Source organism: Novosphingobium sp. GW835-FHT14H07 (genome assembly GCF_058793515.1).
In genome coordinates, this window is the sequence record NZ_JBXAFX010000002.1 from 115,620 (window position 1) to 130,469 (window position 14,850).

Genomic DNA, 14,850 nt, shown 5'->3' on the forward strand with positions numbered 1-14,850 from the left:
CCGCATGCATTTTCTCGATCAGGCCAAGATCTTCATCCGTTCAGGGCAGGGCGGCCCAGGCGCGGTCAGCTTCCGGCGCGAGAAGTATGTCGAATACGGCGGTCCCGACGGCGGCAACGGCGGCAAGGGCGGCGACATCATCTTCGAAGCCGTCACCGGCCTCAACACCCTGATCGACTTCCGCTATACCCAGCACTTCAAGGCGCAGCGAGGCGGCGGCGGCGCGGGCCAGAACCGTACTGGTGCGGGCGGCAACGACCTCGTCATCAAGGTGCCGGTCGGCACGCAGGTTCTCGACGACGATCGCGAGACCGTCCTGCTCGACATGACCGAAGTGGGTGTCCAGAAGGTTCTTCTGCGCGGCGGCGATGGCGGCCGGGGCAATGCCTCGTACAAGTCGTCCACCAATCGTGCGCCCCGCCAGCACGGTCCCGGTTGGCCGGGCGAGGAAATGTACGTCTGGCTCCGCCTGAAGCTTCTCGCAGACGCTGGCCTTGTCGGCCTGCCCAATGCGGGCAAGTCGACCTTCATCAACCAGATCACCAATACCAAGGCCAAGGTTGGCGATTACGCCTTCACCACGCTGCGTCCGCAACTGGGCGTCGTGCGCCATCGCAACCGCGAGTTCGTGTTGGCGGACATTCCCGGCCTGATCGAAGGCGCGGCCGATGGTGCAGGGATTGGCGACCGCTTCCTCGGTCATATCGAACGTTGCCGCGTGCTGATCCACCTCATCGACATCCACAGTGAAACCGATCCTGTCGAAGCCATGCAGATCGTCGAAGGGGAACTCGAAGCCTACGGTGCCGGGCTCGATGAAAAGCCCCGCCTGATCGCACTCAACAAGATCGATCTTGTCGATGCCGAACTGGTCAAGGCCTTCACCAAGGAACTGCGCGAGGCAGGCGCAAGCAAGGTCTATCCGATCTCCGGCGCGACCGGGAAGGGCATGGACGCCTTGCTCGATGCAGTCCTCGAACACCTGCCGCTCGCCACGGCAACCGAGCGGCCGACGGGCGAGGTGGAGGAAGAGGCTGACCAGAAGCCGTGGTCGCCGATCTGATCGCCCAAGCGCTCCGCCAGCGGGACTGACAGCCCTTCACGATCCGTCACAATTGCCCTAAGCGGCCCTCATGAAGATCAGCCAGCTTGCCCACCTGACCGACGCCTCTGCCTGTCCGCGCCTGGTGGTCAAGGTCGGTTCGGCGCTGCTCGTGGGCAAGGACGGTGCGCCGCGGCGTGAATGGCTGTCCGCGCTGGTTGCCGAAATAGCGGCGGCCCGCGCTGCCGGTCAGGAAGTCATCGTCGTCTCCTCCGGCGCAATTGCCCTGGGCGCCCGCAGGCTCGGCCTTGCCAAGGGTGGGCGCGGAAGTCTTTCCGATGCGCAGGCTGCGGCCTCGGTCGGCCAGATCGCGCTTGCAGGCCTGTGGGCCGAATTGCTTGCCGCACACGGGCTTGCTGCGGCACAAATCCTGCTGACGCTTGAGGATCTCGAAGACCGTCGCCGCTACCTTAACGTCACCGCTACGCTCGGGACGCTTCTGGCCGCAGGCGCGGTGCCGGTGATCAACGAGAACGATTCTGTCGCCACGCAGGAAATCCGCTTCGGCGATAACGACCGCCTTGCCGCGCGCGTCGGGCAAGCAGCCGGGGCTTCGGGTGTCCTGCTGCTGTCCGATATCGACGGGCTGTATGACCGCGATCCCCGCCAACCCGGAGCCGTGCGCATTCCAGTGGTGAAGGGCGTGACGCCCGAAATTCATGCCATGGCGACAGGCGGTTCCTCCTCCGGCCTCGGATCGGGTGGCATGACGTCCAAGCTGCAGGCGGCAGAGATTGCCGAACTCGCAGGCATGGCACTCGCCATCATCGACGGTCAGCCCGTTTCGCCGATCCACGCTGCCCTGAGCGCCGATCGCGGTACGCTTTTCCTGCCGCGCGGCCGCAAGCAGGCGCGGAAGGCATGGCTGGGCGGACGCATGCGCATGCGCGGGAGCGTCCATGTCGATGCCGGTGCCGCTGCCGCTCTCGCACGCGGCTCCAGCCTGCTTGCTGCCGGCATTCTGCAAGTCGAAGGCGATTTTCAGCGTGGCGATGCCATTGCCGTGATCGCACCCGATGGCCAAACGCTGGCGCGGGGGCTGTCGGAATATGACGCAGCCGAATGCCTCCGCCTCAAGGGCCATCACAGCCGCGAGCATGAGCAGATTCTTGGCTACGCTCCCCGCTCGGCACTGATCCATCGCGACCAGATGGTGCTGCTGTAATGGCGGCGGAACTGCTGGCGATTACCGGAGCCACCGGCTTCGTCGGCCAAGCCGTGCTCGACTACGCCGCCCGCGCCGGGATCGAGGTCCGCGCGCTCGCCCGCCGCCCGCAGGATGCCCGCGTCGGCGTCGAGTGGGTTCAGGGTGATCTGGGCGACAAGCGCGCGCTGCAGCGTCTCGTCGGACGTGCGAGCGTGGTCCTGCATATTGCCGGGGTGGTCAGCGCGCCGGATGAGCAGGGCTTCGAGGACGGCAACGTCTGGGGCACGCTGAATGTGGTCAATGCGGCGCTGGAAGCCGGCGTCCCGCGCTTCGTCCACGTCTCATCGCTCTCTGCGCGCGAGCCGGACCTGTCGATCTACGGCCGGTCCAAGTTGCGGGGCGAAAAGATCGTCAAGGCCAGCAGTCTCGACTGGACGGTGGTACGGCCGCCCGCCGTCTACGGCCCGCGCGATACCGAGATGTTCGAGCTGTTCAAGCTCGCCCGCCGGGGCATCGTGCCGCTTCCGCCGCAAGGGCATCTCTCGATCATCCACGTCAACGACCTTGCGCGCCTGCTGCTCGCGCTGATTCCGGGCGGCGAGGACGTCACGCACCTGACCTTCGAGCCCGATGACGGCACCCCGGGAGGCTGGACCCACAACGATCTCGCCAAGGCCATCGGCATGGCGGTAGGCAGGCGCGCCACCGCGGTAAACCTCCCCGCCAGCATCCTGCGCCTTGGCGCCAAGCTTGACGCCACGTTCCGTGGAAAGGGCGCCAAGCTCACGCTCGATCGCGTCGGCTACATGTGTCACCCCGATTGGCGCGCCGGCGAGGGCAACCAGCCGCCTCCCGGACTCTGGCTGCCACAGGTCGAAACGGCAATGGGCTTGCATGCCACCGCCGCGTGGTATCGCGAGGCCGGCTGGCTCAAATGAATGTCGGGGCCCGTGCGCACTGTTTGACAAGTTTGGTCTGACCCTCGTTTCCGAACCGGGATCTGCGCCAAAGACCACCCCGGCATCTTTCCTGCGCGTGGCCAATTGACGAGACGGATATCGCACTGCGCTTGCAGTCTCCGCGAAATAATGGTCACTTGTCATCTCGCGTTGGTCACGCGGAAAGACTTGGGGGAAAATCATGGAATGGATGCTGATGCCGTATCGCCGTTACGCGGAATTTTCCGGTCGGTCCCGGCGAAAGGAATACTGGATGTTCACCCTGTTCACGGTGATCGTCTATGCCTTGATTGGGGCTTTCATGTTTGCCGGCGGCCTTGGTACAGCGCTTTCCGGCGTCGAGGACCCTCAGTTCGGAGTTTCGTTCTGGATCGGCGCCGTCCTGATGGTGGTGTTCTTTCTCGGTACTCTTGTGCCGGGCATCGCAGTGATCGTGCGCCGCTTGCATGATCGCGACATGTCTGGCTGGTGGTATCTCGGTTTCATCGTGCTGGGCATGATCCCGTTCGTGGGTTGGATTGCCAGCATCGCGTTTCTCGTCATCCTGTGCCTGCCGGGCACCGCAGGCTTGAACCGCTTTGGCGATGATCCGAAGAACCCGGCTGGTTACGACGTGTTCGGCTGACCCAACGCAAGGGGCTTTCGCGATGAACTGGATGATCCTGCCCTATCGCCGCTATGCCGAATTCTCGGGGCGCTCTCGGCGCAGGGAGTACTGGAGCTTCGCGCTGTTCTATGTGTTGGTGATGATCGTGCTGAACGCGGTTTTCGGCACCAATGAGGTGACGCGAGGCGAGGGGGCGTTTGTCTATGGTTCCCGGCTCGTGGGGGCCGGGGGATGGATCGGCGGGTTGTTCTGGCTCGCCTCCATCGTTCCGGGCCTTGCCGTGTCGGTGCGGCGCCTTCACGATCAGGACCGCACGGGTTGGCTCCTGCTGCTTTGGCTCATTCCGTTCCTGGGCTGGTTCGCGCTGGTCGTCCTGATGTGCCTCGAGGGCACGCGTGGCCCCAACCGCTTCGGACCTGATCCCAAGAACCCGACGCCAGCGGACGTATTCTCCTAAAGCTCGCGCAGCACTTGTGCCGGTCGGGTTCGCAGCAGCCCGACCGAGCCGGTGATCGCCAGCACCATCACCAGCGCCACGCCAGCGCCCAGCACGCCAAGGATACGCGGCCAGTCGGGCAGCCAGTCGAACTCGAACAGCAGCACGATCACGCCCCAGGCCACCCCTGTGCCCAGCACCAGCGCCACGCCCGCCAGAAGCGCGCTGAGCAGCCCGTATTCGGCCACGAGAAGCACCAGCAATTGCCTGCGGCTTGCTCCCAGCACGCGCAGGATGACGTTGTCGTAGGTCTTGCGTTCGCGCGCGGCGGCAATTGCGCCTGCCAGCACGGCCATCCCGGCAAGGATCGCCACGCTCGCCGCAGCAAGGATGGCCGCTCCCATCTGCGACAGGATCTCGCGCGCCTGACCCAGCACCGGCCCGATTTCGATCACCGAGCTTGAAGGCAGGGCCTTGACCAACCCGCCAAGGATCGCTCGGCGCACGTCCGGTGTCTTCGCGCCTTCCGGCAGGCTGATCGTGGCAGCCAGATTGTGCGGAGCATCGGCAATGGCGTTGGGGCTGAACACCAGCACATAGTTGAAGCCCATATTCTCCCAGTCGATCCGGCGGAACGAGGCGATCTTCGCACTGCGCTCAACGCCAAGGATCGAGACCGCGATACGGTCGCCCAGCTTTAGCCCGAGCGCCTCGCGCAGGTCGTCGTCAACCGACACCAATGGCTCGCCAGAATAGGCCTTGGGCCACCATTCACCTGCGGTGAGCACATTGCCTTCGGGCACTTCGTCGGCATAGGTCAGCCCGCGGTCGCCGCGCAGGGGCCAGGCATTCTCCGGAATTTCCTTGAGATCGGCGACCCGAGTCATCGCATCCGCTGGTCCATAGGCAACGATCGACCCGCGCAGGGCAGGGACCTTGCGGACTGCCGCATCAGGCGCGGCGCGCTGCACGATCCGGTCGAACTCCGCAGTCCTTCCCTGGGGCAAGTCGAGCACGAAGTAGTCGGGCGCCCGGTTCGGCACCCGCAGTGCGATGTTGCCGTCCAGACTGGTCTGTACGCCTGCCAGCAGAACGAAGGCGGCAAGCCCGAAGCCCAGTGCGACAACCAGCGCCGAAGTCTGCGCTCCCGGCCGATGCAGATTGGCCAGCGCCATCCGCGCAATCGCACCCCTGGGCCGGGGCAGCTTTGCCGCCAGCCGTTGCAGCCCCCAACCGAGGGCGGACAGCAGGAGGAACAGCGCCGCCGCGCCGGCCAGAAATCCGGCGGCGAGCAGCTTCTGCGGTGCGGTCAGCACCGCCAGCGCCACGATCCCGCCAAGCCCGAGCGCGACCGGCAGCGCCGCGCCCTTCCAGCCGCCCGCCAACGGACTGACCCGCGCCCGCATCAGCGCCATCGCCGGAAAGGCCTTGGCCCGGGCCAAGGGCGGCGCGGCGAAAGTCAGCGCAATCAAGGCGCCATAGGCCGCTGCGATCGCCAGAGCGCCCCAATCAAGTACGAAGCCGGCCTCGATCGGCAGAAGGCCTTCCAGCGCCTTGCCGATCAACGGCGTGATGCTCACCCCGATCACCAGTCCGCCAAGAATCGCCAGAGACGCAGCGGCGGCCAGCTGCAGCAGATAGATCCGCGCAATGTCCCGGCTCGAAGCGCCGAGGATCTTGAGCGTCGCTATGCTCCCGCGCCGCGCTTCGAGGTAGGAGTTCACCCCATTGCCGATGCCGATCCCGGCAATCGCCAGCGCCGCCAGCGCCACCAGCACCAGAAACTGCCCCATGCGCGAGACGAAGCGGTCCAACCCCGGCGAGGCCTTGTCGCGAGTCCGCACCTCATAGCCGGCCAGCGGAAACTGCGCCTTTATCCTCTCGCCGAGCGCCACAGCGTCGGCGCCCGCCGGCAGCCGCACGCGCAGCTTGGTCCGCACCATCGATCCCGGCTGCACCAGCTTCGAAGCATCGAGCGCTGCCTTGCTGACAATCACCGTCGGCCCCAGCGAAAAGCCCTCTGCCAGCCGATCCGGCTCGGACCCGATGACCCCGCCGACACGAAGCTCGACCTCGCCCACGCGCAGCTTGTCACCGATCTTTACGCCGAGCCGGTCCGCCACGCCCGGCGCAATCCATGCCGCCATGCCTTCCGGCGCGCCCGCCACCTTGCCGCCTTCCAGCGTGAACCGCCCATAGAGCGGCCACTTGGCATCGACCGCCTTCAATTCGACAGGCGTCGTGCGCGTATCGTCATCCGGCACCCGCGCCATTGCCTGCAATCGCGCGCCTTCGGAAATGTCGCCCATCGCGGCGATGGCGGCCCGCTCCTCCGCCGAGGGCTGGCGCGCCGCCAAGGTGAATTCGAGATCTGCGCCCAGCATCTCCCGCCCGCGGGTCGCCAGTTCGCGCTCGATCGCGCCCGTCAGGGTGCCTATCGCCGAGAGCGCCGCCGTGCCCAGCACCAGGCACACCAGCAACAGCCGCAAGCCCTTGAATCGCCAATCCAGCCCGCGTCGCGCCAACGCCCATGCGGCGCCCCACGAAAGGTTCACGAAGCCTTGTCCGAAGCGATCTGCCCATCGGCCAGCCGCACGATCCGCCTGCACCGTGCCGCCAGGGCTTCGTCATGGGTGACCATGATGAAGGTCGCACCGGCCTGCGCCGCGCGCGCGAACAGCAGGTCGGCCACCGCCTCGCCGGTCGCATGATCGAGATTGCCGGTCGGCTCGTCGGCAAACAGGATGGCAGGGCTCGGCGCGAGTGCCCGCGCAATCGCCACGCGCTGCTGCTCTCCGCCCGAAAGCTGCGCCGGATAGTGGTGCAGGCGATGGCCCAGCCCGACAGCCACCAATTCGGCTTCGGCCCGCGCCATGGCATCGACCTGACCCGCCAGCTCCAGCGGCGTCGCCACGTTTTCCAGCGCGGTCATTGTCGGCAGAAGGTGGAAGGCCTGAAGCACGATGCCAATCCGCCCGCGCCGCGCGGCGGCCAGGCCGTCCTCGTCCAGTACAGTGAAATCAGCACCGGCCACATTGAGCGACCCGCCGCTTGCCCGCTCCAGCCCGGACAGGATCGCAAGCAGCGATGACTTGCCTGAACCCGATGGCCCCAGCAGCGCCAAGGTCTCGCCTGCTGCCACGGTCAGGTCGATGCCACGGAGGATTTGCACCTGCGCTTCCCCGGTGCCGAGAGAGAGGGTGAGGGCGGATGCGGCGATTACCGGCGCCGATGAACTTGAAAGGGGGGTGCTTGTCACAGGCCTCACGTGGCATAGATTGGTTGCAGCGTGCAACCGGCACTTGGGGGCGCGCTAATGGAGTTTCAATGCGCCGCTTCGCTCATGCCGCCACCCTTGTTCTCGCCGCCTGCTCGCCAGAGAAGGCCCCCGAACCAGCTGCCACCCCTACCGCATCGGCATCCGCACAGGCGCCGGCACCTGTCCCGGCCGATGCCCCTGTCATACTGGCATTCGGCGACAGCCTTTACGCCGGCTACCAGCTCAACCCGGGTGAGGGCTATCCGCCGCGGCTAGAAGCGGCGCTCAATGCAGGGGGCGTGCCCGCCAAGGTCGTCAATGCGGGCGTCTCGGGCGATGCGACTGCAGCGGCCCTCCAGCGCCTGCAGTTCACGCTCGATAACCAGCCGGTCAAACCCACCCTCGCGCTCGTCGGCCTCGGCGGCAACGACATGCTGCGCGGGCTGCCCCCGGCCGAGACTCGCGCCAACCTTGATGCGATCCTGACCGAGTTCGACAAGCGCGATATTCCGGTGGTGCTGACGGGAATGCTCGCCGCTCCCAATCTGGGCGCGGACTACCAGAAGCAATTCAACCCGATCTGGCCTGATCTCGCGAAGAAGCACAAGGCAGGCCTGGTCCCGTTCTTCCTTGCGCCCGTCCTCGGCAACAAGGATCTGATGCTGGAAGACAATGTCCACCCGAACGCCCGAGGCGTCGACAAGATCGTCGCAGAGACAAGGGATCAGGTGGCAAAGGCGCTGAAAGCGGCCACGGTTAAGTAGCGATCAGAGCGGCTCGACCAATCCGTCGCGCACCGCCCACACGGCGCTGGACCCGGAAACTTCAGCAAACGGCGCCATCTCGGTGCCCGTCATCCACACTTGCGCCCCGCTTGATTCCAGCCGCTCGAACAGCGCCGTGCGCCGCACCGGATCGAGGTGCGCGGCAATCTCGTCGAGCAGCAGCAGGCGCGGGCGCTCGCCCGCCGTCAGTTCCGCATGGGCGAGGACAATGGCGATAAGCATCGCCTTCTGCTCACCCGTCGAACAATCGGCGGCGGGCGCGTTCTTCGCCGCCAGCGTCACGGCCAGGTCATCGCGATGCGGCCCGATCAGTGATCGCCCTGCCGCGCGATCCCGACGCCGCCCTTCGCGCAGCATGCTACGCAGCGCGTCCGCCTCGATTGGCACAGCGCTGGCATAGACCAGTGAAGGCCGCGCGAACGGCTGCTCCGGCACAGTCTCCAGCACGCGCCCGAGGGCTGCCACGAGTGCGGCCCGCGCCGCTGCCATGGCCGCACCGCTCTCGGCCATCTGCGCCTCGATCCCGTCAAGCCACAGCGGATCGGGTTCCGTCGGGTCGCTCAGCAGCCGGTTGCGCTCGCGCAGCGCCGTTTCATAGCGGGTCGCATTGCGCGCATGGCCCGGCTCGCCTGCCAGCACCAGCCGATCGAGAAACCGTCGGCGTGATCCGGCACTTTCGGCGAAAAGCCGGTCCATCGCCGGCGTCAGCCAGGTGATCGAAAGCCATTCCCCCAGCCGCGCCGCCGGCCCTTCCGCACCATTGATCCGCACCAGCCGGCGATTGGGAGCCTCGTGCGCGGTCGACGTGCCGATCTGCACGGCCCCGTCCTCGATCTCCGCGGCGACTGCGAACCCGCCAGACCCATCACGTCCCGCCATCTCGGCCGGCTGCGCACGTCTGAGACCGCGCCCCGGCGCCAGCAGGCTGATGGCTTCGAGCACGTTGGTCTTGCCCGCGCCGTTCTCTCCCACCAGCACGTTGAACGCGCGCATCCCCTCCAGCCGTGTCGCGGCATGGTTGCGAAAGTCGCGCAGGGTCAGGCGGGTGAGGGACATTGCTTTGAGGCGTTAGTGGGTTTGCGCGACAAGCGAAACCTCCAGTCTTGTCGCTCAGGCCCTCTCGCTCAAGTCTTGTCACTCAGGCCATGCTTCTTCATGCAATGGCGCAACTGGTCGTAGGTCAGGCCCAGCGCCTTGGCTGTCTGGCGCTGATTGTAGCGGTTGCGGCCGAGATGGTGCTCCACGATCGCGCGCTCGTGCGCATCTACCGCCGCACGCAAGTCCGCCACGCTATCGAAATCTGCCGACGGCATGGCGCTCCGCACCGGCATTGCCCCCTCGCTCTCCGCCACTTCCGGCCGCATTGATGCCACCGGCTTCCACGGGCTCTCGAACGGATCGAACTGCACATGCCCGATGGGCTGGCTCCAGTCGTCCCAGCGATAGACGGCGCGCTCCACCACGTTGCGCAATTCGCGCACGTTGCCGGGCCAGAGGTACTCCTCCATGGCCTTCTGGACTGGACCTGCAAAGCCGGGCCAGGAATCCCAGTGCAGTTCCGCCGCCATGCGTCGCCCGAAGTAGTCGGCGAGAACTGCAATATCCCCTTCGCGCACACGCAATGGGGGGAGGGTGATCACCTCAAAGCTCAGCCGGTCAAGCAGGTCGGCGCGGAAGCGGCCCTGGTCCGCCAGCTTCGGCAGGTCCTCGTTCGTTGCCGCGACAATGCGCACGTCCACGCGGACCGGCTTGCTCGACCCGATCCGCGTCACTTCGCCATATTCGACCGCGCGCAGCAGCCGCTCCTGCGCCCCCATCGACAGCGTGCCGAGTTCGTCAAGGAACAGCGTGCCCCTGTCGGCTTCTTCGAACCGCCCGGTCCGCGCCCGCGTCGCGCCGGTAAAGGCGCCTGCCTCGTGTCCGAACAGTTCGGCCTCGATCAGGGTTTCGGGAAGCGCCGCGCAGTTCATCGTCACCAGCGGTTCCTGCCAGCGCGTCGACAGGCGGTGGAGGCGTTCGGCGATCAGTTCCTTGCCGGTCCCGCGCTCGCCGATGACCAGCACCGGGCGGCGCATTGGCGCCGCGCGGCTGGCGCGTTCGACCGCGTCGAGGAACGCGCCCGATTGGCCGATGAACTGAACCTCCCTGTCCATGCCACAGGTTTAGCGCATTTTCCCAAGTCTCGGCAAGAATTCCCAACATTAAAGAAGGGTGACGCACCAAGAGTGGCGGAATTCCGGGCAAATCGCAGTTTGGCACACCCCTTGCTCTAACATGAACATCCGGCACCGAGCCGGCCCGAACTGACAAGTAACCTGCCGAAAGGTCACGAAAATGTACACCGCCCGCTTTTTCTCCACCTCGCTCGGCCGCGCCAGCCTCGCCAGCCTCGCCAGCATTGGTGCGATGGTCGTGATGTGCTGTTTTGCCCTGACGCAGCAGGTGAACGCGGTTCCGACCGTCGTGGCTTCCACCGCCGCCATCACTGGTGAGCTGGCATGATGACCGACGAACTCACCCCGATCCGCTCCGCACGCGACGAAGGTGGTCGCACCACCCGCCTCGATGCGGAACTGGATCGCCTGCGCAATTTCAGCAATGGTGGCGGCAATGGCCAATCCCGCCCCCTCTTCACTCCCGGAGCAAACCTGATGGGTATCTTTTCGCGGACGCGCGACATCATTGCAGCCAATTTCAACGACTTGCTTGATAAGGCTGACGATCCTGCCAAGATGATCCGGATGATCATCATGGAGATGGAGGAGACGCTGGTCGAAGTCCGCGCCTCGGCTGCCCGGACCATCGCCGATCAGAAGGAGATGGGCCGTCACGTGTCCAAGCTGGAACGCCTTCAGGCCGATTGGTCTGAAAAGGCCCAGCTCGCGCTGTCGAAGGACCGCGAGGACCTCGCCCGTGCCGCTCTGGTCGAGAAGAAGAAGGCCGCAGACATGGCTGACCAGCTCAAGACCGAGATCACCGTGCTCGACGATGCGATGCGCGCCTACGAGCAGGACATCGAAAAGCTGCAGACCCGCCTGCGCGAAGCCCGCAGCCGCCAGACCGCGATCGCAGCGCGCCTTGAAAGTGCCGAGAATCGCGTCCGCCTGCGGTCCTTGCTCGCCAGCGAGCGCGTCGATGAAGCCATGGCACGGTTCGACCAGCTGGAACGCCGCGTCGATTACGCCGAAGGCCGCGCCGATGCACTGAGCCTTGCCGACAACTCCAAGCCCAGCCTCGCGGACGAGATCGCCGCGCTCGCTGGGCAGGACAAGATCGACGAGGAGCTTGAAGCGATGAAGCGCCAGCTTGGAAAGGAAGGCTGAGCCATGGAAGACGTCGTTGCAATTGCTGCCATTTTCCTTGGTCTGCCGTGGATCATTTTCCACTACATCACCAAATGGAAAACTGCCGCCACGCTGACCAATGGCGATGAGGCGCTGCTGGAAGAGCTCTACCAACTCGCCCGCCGCCTCGATGAACGCATGGATACTGTCGAGCGCCTCGTCGCTGCCGACAATCCCGAATTCAGACCTGCACGCATCGTGCACGACCGCGAAACCGACAATCAGAAACTGCGCGAACTGGATCGCCTTTTCGCCGAACAGGGAAGGACCTCGAAGTGAACAGCCCCCGCACCCGCTTTTATCGCGACAAGGTCAATGGCAAGTTCATGGGCGTCTGCGCCGGAGTTGCCGATTACACCGGGGTCGACGTGCTCTGGGTCCGCCTCGGCTTCCTGATCCTGGCATGTTCGATGGGCTGGCCCTTCCTGGTCTACTTTGCCTTGGGCTTCCTTGCCAACAAGAAGCCGGCAAACCTCTACGGCGATCGTCAGGAGCAGCAGTTCTGGCAACGTGTCCGCCAGTCGCCCGCCCGCACCGCCCGCGAAGTCCGCGCCGAATTCCGCGACATCGACCGCCGCCTGGCCGACGTCGAGAGCTTCTACGTCAATTCGAACCCGCGCCTCTCGGCCGAAATCGAGAAGCTGCGCTGAGAACACAACCGTCCTGAGGGGGACTGAACCATGGGACCTGACACACTGGGGCCGCTGATCCCAATCGCGGCTCTGATGATCCCGATCGTCGCGATCTGGACCAAGCACCGCACCAAGATTGCGGAGATGCAGATCAATGCGACGGCCGAACTGAGCGCCGAAAAGGCGGCCCAATACGCCCAGCACACCCGCGAACTCGAAGAACGCGTCCGCGTTCTGGAACGCATCGTCACCGACAAGGGCTTCGACACCGCCGCGCAGATCGAGGCGCTCCGCCGCGACAGCGCCGCACTGGAAGACCGGAGGGCGCAATGAACTGGGGTGGTCCCGAATTCGTCCTGGCGATCATCGCCATCTCCACTGGCGGCTGGGTGATCAACAACTGGATCCGCGCACGCCACGGCTATGCCCTTGAGGACGAATGGGGCGGCAAGACCGATCGCGCCGATCAGGAAGCCTACGCCAAGCTGCGCGAGGAGAACGCCTTCCTGCGCGACCAACTGGACAAGACGCACCAGCGCCTTGCCAACGTCGAAGCCATCGTCACCGACAGCGGCTTCGACGTCTCCCGCCAGATCGAGGCACTGCGCCCTGCTCAGGAGAAAGCGCAATGAACGAAGACGTCATCATGGTGCTGGTGTTCATGGTCATCGTCGTGCCGATCGTGCTCGGCGTCGGGGCCGACATCTACAAGCGTCGCCTCGCTTTCCGGGAACGCGAACTAGAACTGCTCTCGAAGCAGACGGCCGAGAAAGCCGCACAGTACGCTGCCCAGGCCGAACGCCTTGAACAGCGCGTCCGCGTGCTCGAACGCATCGCCACCGAAAACAATTCCGACCTCGCGCTGCAGATCGAGAACCTGCGCGAAGTCAAGGTCAACTGAGGACGCAACAAGTGGGCCCCGGATCAACCATCGTCGCGATCATCGCGATCATCGCCTTCGTCATCATCCGCACCAACCGGGATCGCTATCGTGCCGGCAGCATGCAGCAACCGCCGTTCGATCCCGCTTACACCGCCAGCCTCGAACGCGAAGTCTCGGACTTGCGCAAGCGGCTCGAAGTCCTCGAACGCATCGCTACCGACGAGGGTGAAACCCGCCGCCTGTCGCGCGAGATCGAATCCCTGCGCGACCGTTGATTTGCGAAAGGTAATTATAAGGGAGTTGCTGACATGACCCCGGATCTCGTCCTTTCCCTCTCCGGCCTCACAGGGCTTGCCATGGTCGCCCTGGCCGCCCTTCGCGGCTGGGACGGCTGGCTCGCCCTCAAGCGCATGGAACTCGAACGCGCCGATACGGGCGACGCAGGAAGCCTCATCGAACTTGCCGACATGCGCGAGCGCCTGCGCAAGCTCGAAGCCATTGCCTCGGGCGTCGACCTGTGAGCCGTCACACGGAAGGTGCAGCCAAGGCCGGCATCGGCCTCGGCTCGGCGATTGCCATCACCATTTCGTGGAGTCTGCACAAGTCCATCGTCTGGGCGCTGGTCCACGGCGTGCTCTCGTGGATCTACGTCATCTGGTACGCGCTCACGCGTCCGGGCGGCCTTTCGGGCTGACATCGCAGACCCTCGTCACCCCGGCGAAGGCCGGGCCCCATGACTTCTCAAGTGGGACCGATCGGAGCGTCATGGATCCCGGCCTTCGCCGGGATGACGAGGGTTCGTGGCTGGATCGCCCGCCTGCCCAATCAGGCCATGGACGCTCCCCGCCGCGCCCGCTAATGCGTGCCCATGCGCAGCCTTGAAGACATTCTCGAAGAGTACGAATTCCTCGATGGCGACGAGCGCTATCGGCTCCTGATCGAGCTGGGGCGCGAGCTTGAGGACATGCCCGATGCCCTCAAGACCGACGCCACGCTGGTGCGCGGCTGCTCGGCCAGCGTCTGGGTCTACCCCACGCAGGGTGAGGGCGGGAAGCTCCACTTTCTTGCCGATAGCAACGCCGCAATCACCAAGGGCATCGTCGCGCTTGTTCTCGCTGCTGTGCAGGACAAGCCCGCGGCAGACGTCGCCGCGACGGATATTGCCGAGGAACTCGCGCCCTTCGATCTGAAAAGGCAGCTCTCGTCCAACCGCACCCAGGGCGTACCCAACATGATCGCGCTGGTTCGCGAGCACGCCGCGCGCATCGCCGCCACGGCCTGACGGCAGGGCAGGGAACTTGCGCCGCCACCTCTATCTCGCTGGCGGCGTGATCAGCGTGGCCTTGGGCGCGGTCGGGGCATTCCTTCCGATCCTGCCAACAGTCCCCTTCCTGCTCCTTGCCACCTTCTGCTTTGCCCGCTCGAATCCCGCGTGGGAGCAGCGCCTGCTAAACCACCCGCGATATGGCCCGCCCTTGCGTCAATGGCGGGAGCGCCGCGCGATCTCGCGCAAGGCCAAGACGGGCGCGCTGATCGCGATGGGCGCAGGGGTGGTGCTGACCGGGGTGACCGCAGGGTGGCCTTGGGTCCTGATCCCGGCTGCGGTCATGGGTGTGACCGGCACCTGGATCTGGACACGCGCGGAATAGTCCCTGCCACCTGTTCCACTTTTGTTCCAAATCCGATAGAGTTGTGG

Annotated in this window: 23 protein-coding genes; 19 read left to right on the top strand and 4 right to left on the bottom strand. The window is 65.4% G+C overall.

The annotated features are described in order from the left end of the window. Window positions 1-4 precede the first annotated feature (4 nt). From obgE to AC1Q5P_RS02540, 5 genes are all read left to right on the top strand, one after another. Window positions 5-1,063 carry a GTPase ObgE gene (gene obgE / locus AC1Q5P_RS02520; RefSeq protein WP_039337324.1) on the top strand — a complete coding sequence of 353 codons (1,059 nt, stop codon included), beginning with the start codon at window positions 5-7 and terminating at the stop codon, window positions 1,061-1,063. 70 nt (window positions 1,064-1,133) lie between these two features. Continuing rightward, on the top strand, window positions 1,134-2,267 hold the full coding sequence (proB, locus tag AC1Q5P_RS02525) for a glutamate 5-kinase (RefSeq protein WP_039337326.1): 1,134 nt from the start codon (window positions 1,134-1,136) through the stop codon (window positions 2,265-2,267). Further along, entirely contained in the window at window positions 2,267-3,187 is a 921-nt protein-coding gene (locus AC1Q5P_RS02530; protein ID WP_039337328.1) for an NAD-dependent epimerase/dehydratase family protein, read from the top strand. The genes proB and AC1Q5P_RS02530 overlap by 1 nt, the downstream gene beginning before the upstream one ends. Before the next feature lie 199 nt (window positions 3,188-3,386). Then, window positions 3,387-3,833 (top strand): DUF805 domain-containing protein, encoded by a 447-nt coding sequence (locus AC1Q5P_RS02535; protein ID WP_492518149.1) that lies wholly within the window; start codon window positions 3,387-3,389, stop codon window positions 3,831-3,833. Window positions 3,834-3,855: 22 nt separating this feature from the next. Then, window positions 3,856-4,272, top strand: coding sequence for a DUF805 domain-containing protein (locus tag AC1Q5P_RS02540; RefSeq protein ID WP_492518062.1), 417 nt, complete (start codon window positions 3,856-3,858; stop codon window positions 4,270-4,272). On the opposite strand, the gene AC1Q5P_RS02545 is transcribed toward AC1Q5P_RS02540, so the two are convergent. Further along, a complete protein-coding gene (locus tag AC1Q5P_RS02545) occupies window positions 4,269-6,806 on the bottom strand; it encodes an ABC transporter permease (protein ID WP_492518063.1) in 2,538 nt (845 codons plus the stop codon). The genes AC1Q5P_RS02540 and AC1Q5P_RS02545 overlap by 4 nt on opposite strands. Beyond that, window positions 6,803-7,510 carry an ABC transporter ATP-binding protein gene (locus AC1Q5P_RS02550; protein WP_039337334.1) on the bottom strand — a complete coding sequence of 236 codons (708 nt, stop codon included), beginning with the start codon at window positions 7,508-7,510 and terminating at the stop codon, window positions 6,803-6,805. The genes AC1Q5P_RS02545 and AC1Q5P_RS02550 overlap by 4 nt, the downstream gene beginning before the upstream one ends. A gap of 68 nt (window positions 7,511-7,578) precedes the next feature. Between AC1Q5P_RS02550 and AC1Q5P_RS02555 the strand changes: the two genes are divergently transcribed. After that, window positions 7,579-8,274, top strand: a complete 696-nt coding sequence (locus tag AC1Q5P_RS02555; RefSeq protein ID WP_492518064.1) for an arylesterase — start codon at window positions 7,579-7,581, stop codon at window positions 8,272-8,274. 3 nt (window positions 8,275-8,277) lie between these two features. Here AC1Q5P_RS02555 and recF read toward each other — a convergent pair whose 3' ends face one another. Both recF and pspF read right to left on the bottom strand, forming a co-directional pair. Beyond that, window positions 8,278-9,351 (bottom strand): DNA replication/repair protein RecF, encoded by a 1,074-nt coding sequence (recF, locus tag AC1Q5P_RS02560; RefSeq protein ID WP_492518065.1) that lies wholly within the window; start codon window positions 9,349-9,351, stop codon window positions 8,278-8,280. A gap of 68 nt (window positions 9,352-9,419) precedes the next feature. Then, complete coding sequence (gene pspF, locus AC1Q5P_RS02565; protein WP_492518066.1) at window positions 9,420-10,448, bottom strand: phage shock protein operon transcriptional activator; 1,029 nt, start codon at window positions 10,446-10,448, stop codon at window positions 9,420-9,422. Window positions 10,449-10,629: 181 nt separating this feature from the next. On the opposite strand from pspF, the gene AC1Q5P_RS02570 reads away from it, so the two are divergent. Genes AC1Q5P_RS02570 through AC1Q5P_RS02630 form a run of 13 tightly spaced genes read left to right on the top strand, consistent with a single transcriptional unit; the run spans window position 10,630 to window position 14,803 of the window. Continuing rightward, on the top strand, window positions 10,630-10,797 hold the full coding sequence (locus AC1Q5P_RS02570; protein ID WP_492518067.1) for a hypothetical protein: 168 nt from the start codon (window positions 10,630-10,632) through the stop codon (window positions 10,795-10,797). Then, window positions 10,797-11,618: a phage shock protein PspA gene (pspA, locus tag AC1Q5P_RS02575; protein WP_370584311.1), complete on the top strand. Its 822-nt coding sequence runs from the start codon at window positions 10,797-10,799 to the stop codon at window positions 11,616-11,618. Before AC1Q5P_RS02570 ends, pspA begins: the two co-directional genes overlap by 1 nt. Window positions 11,619-11,621: 3 nt before the next feature. After that, complete coding sequence (gene pspB / locus AC1Q5P_RS02580) at window positions 11,622-11,918, top strand: envelope stress response membrane protein PspB (protein ID WP_039337340.1); 297 nt, start codon at window positions 11,622-11,624, stop codon at window positions 11,916-11,918. After that, a complete protein-coding gene (gene pspC / locus AC1Q5P_RS02585; RefSeq protein ID WP_039337341.1) occupies window positions 11,915-12,289 on the top strand; it encodes an envelope stress response membrane protein PspC in 375 nt (124 codons plus the stop codon). Before pspB ends, pspC begins: the two co-directional genes overlap by 4 nt. Window positions 12,290-12,319: 30 nt before the next feature. Continuing rightward, on the top strand, window positions 12,320-12,604 hold the full coding sequence (locus tag AC1Q5P_RS02590; RefSeq protein ID WP_039337342.1) for a hypothetical protein: 285 nt from the start codon (window positions 12,320-12,322) through the stop codon (window positions 12,602-12,604). Then, the gene (locus tag AC1Q5P_RS02595) at window positions 12,601-12,903 is read left to right on the top strand and encodes a hypothetical protein (protein ID WP_039337344.1); all 303 of its coding nucleotides are present in this window, start codon (window positions 12,601-12,603) and stop codon (window positions 12,901-12,903) included. Before AC1Q5P_RS02590 ends, AC1Q5P_RS02595 begins: the two co-directional genes overlap by 4 nt. Then, complete coding sequence (locus AC1Q5P_RS02600; RefSeq protein ID WP_039337347.1) at window positions 12,900-13,172, top strand: hypothetical protein; 273 nt, start codon at window positions 12,900-12,902, stop codon at window positions 13,170-13,172. Before AC1Q5P_RS02595 ends, AC1Q5P_RS02600 begins: the two co-directional genes overlap by 4 nt. An 11-nt stretch (window positions 13,173-13,183) precedes the next feature. Continuing rightward, window positions 13,184-13,429, top strand: a complete 246-nt coding sequence (locus tag AC1Q5P_RS02605; RefSeq protein WP_039337349.1) for a hypothetical protein — start codon at window positions 13,184-13,186, stop codon at window positions 13,427-13,429. Window positions 13,430-13,462: 33 nt separating this feature from the next. After that, window positions 13,463-13,675 (top strand): hypothetical protein, encoded by a 213-nt coding sequence (locus AC1Q5P_RS02610; RefSeq protein WP_039337351.1) that lies wholly within the window; start codon window positions 13,463-13,465, stop codon window positions 13,673-13,675. Continuing rightward, window positions 13,672-13,848 (top strand): hypothetical protein, encoded by a 177-nt coding sequence (locus AC1Q5P_RS02615; protein WP_196276787.1) that lies wholly within the window; start codon window positions 13,672-13,674, stop codon window positions 13,846-13,848. Before AC1Q5P_RS02610 ends, AC1Q5P_RS02615 begins: the two co-directional genes overlap by 4 nt. Window positions 13,849-13,887: 39 nt before the next feature. Then, a complete protein-coding gene (locus AC1Q5P_RS02620) occupies window positions 13,888-14,013 on the top strand; it encodes a hypothetical protein (RefSeq protein WP_255527728.1) in 126 nt (41 codons plus the stop codon). A 9-nt stretch (window positions 14,014-14,022) separates the two neighbouring features. Beyond that, a complete protein-coding gene (locus AC1Q5P_RS02625; RefSeq protein WP_039337353.1) occupies window positions 14,023-14,436 on the top strand; it encodes a SufE family protein in 414 nt (137 codons plus the stop codon). Window positions 14,437-14,452: 16 nt separating this feature from the next. Then, window positions 14,453-14,803, top strand: a complete 351-nt coding sequence (locus AC1Q5P_RS02630) for a YbaN family protein (protein WP_492518068.1) — start codon at window positions 14,453-14,455, stop codon at window positions 14,801-14,803. Window positions 14,804-14,850 lie beyond the last annotated feature (47 nt).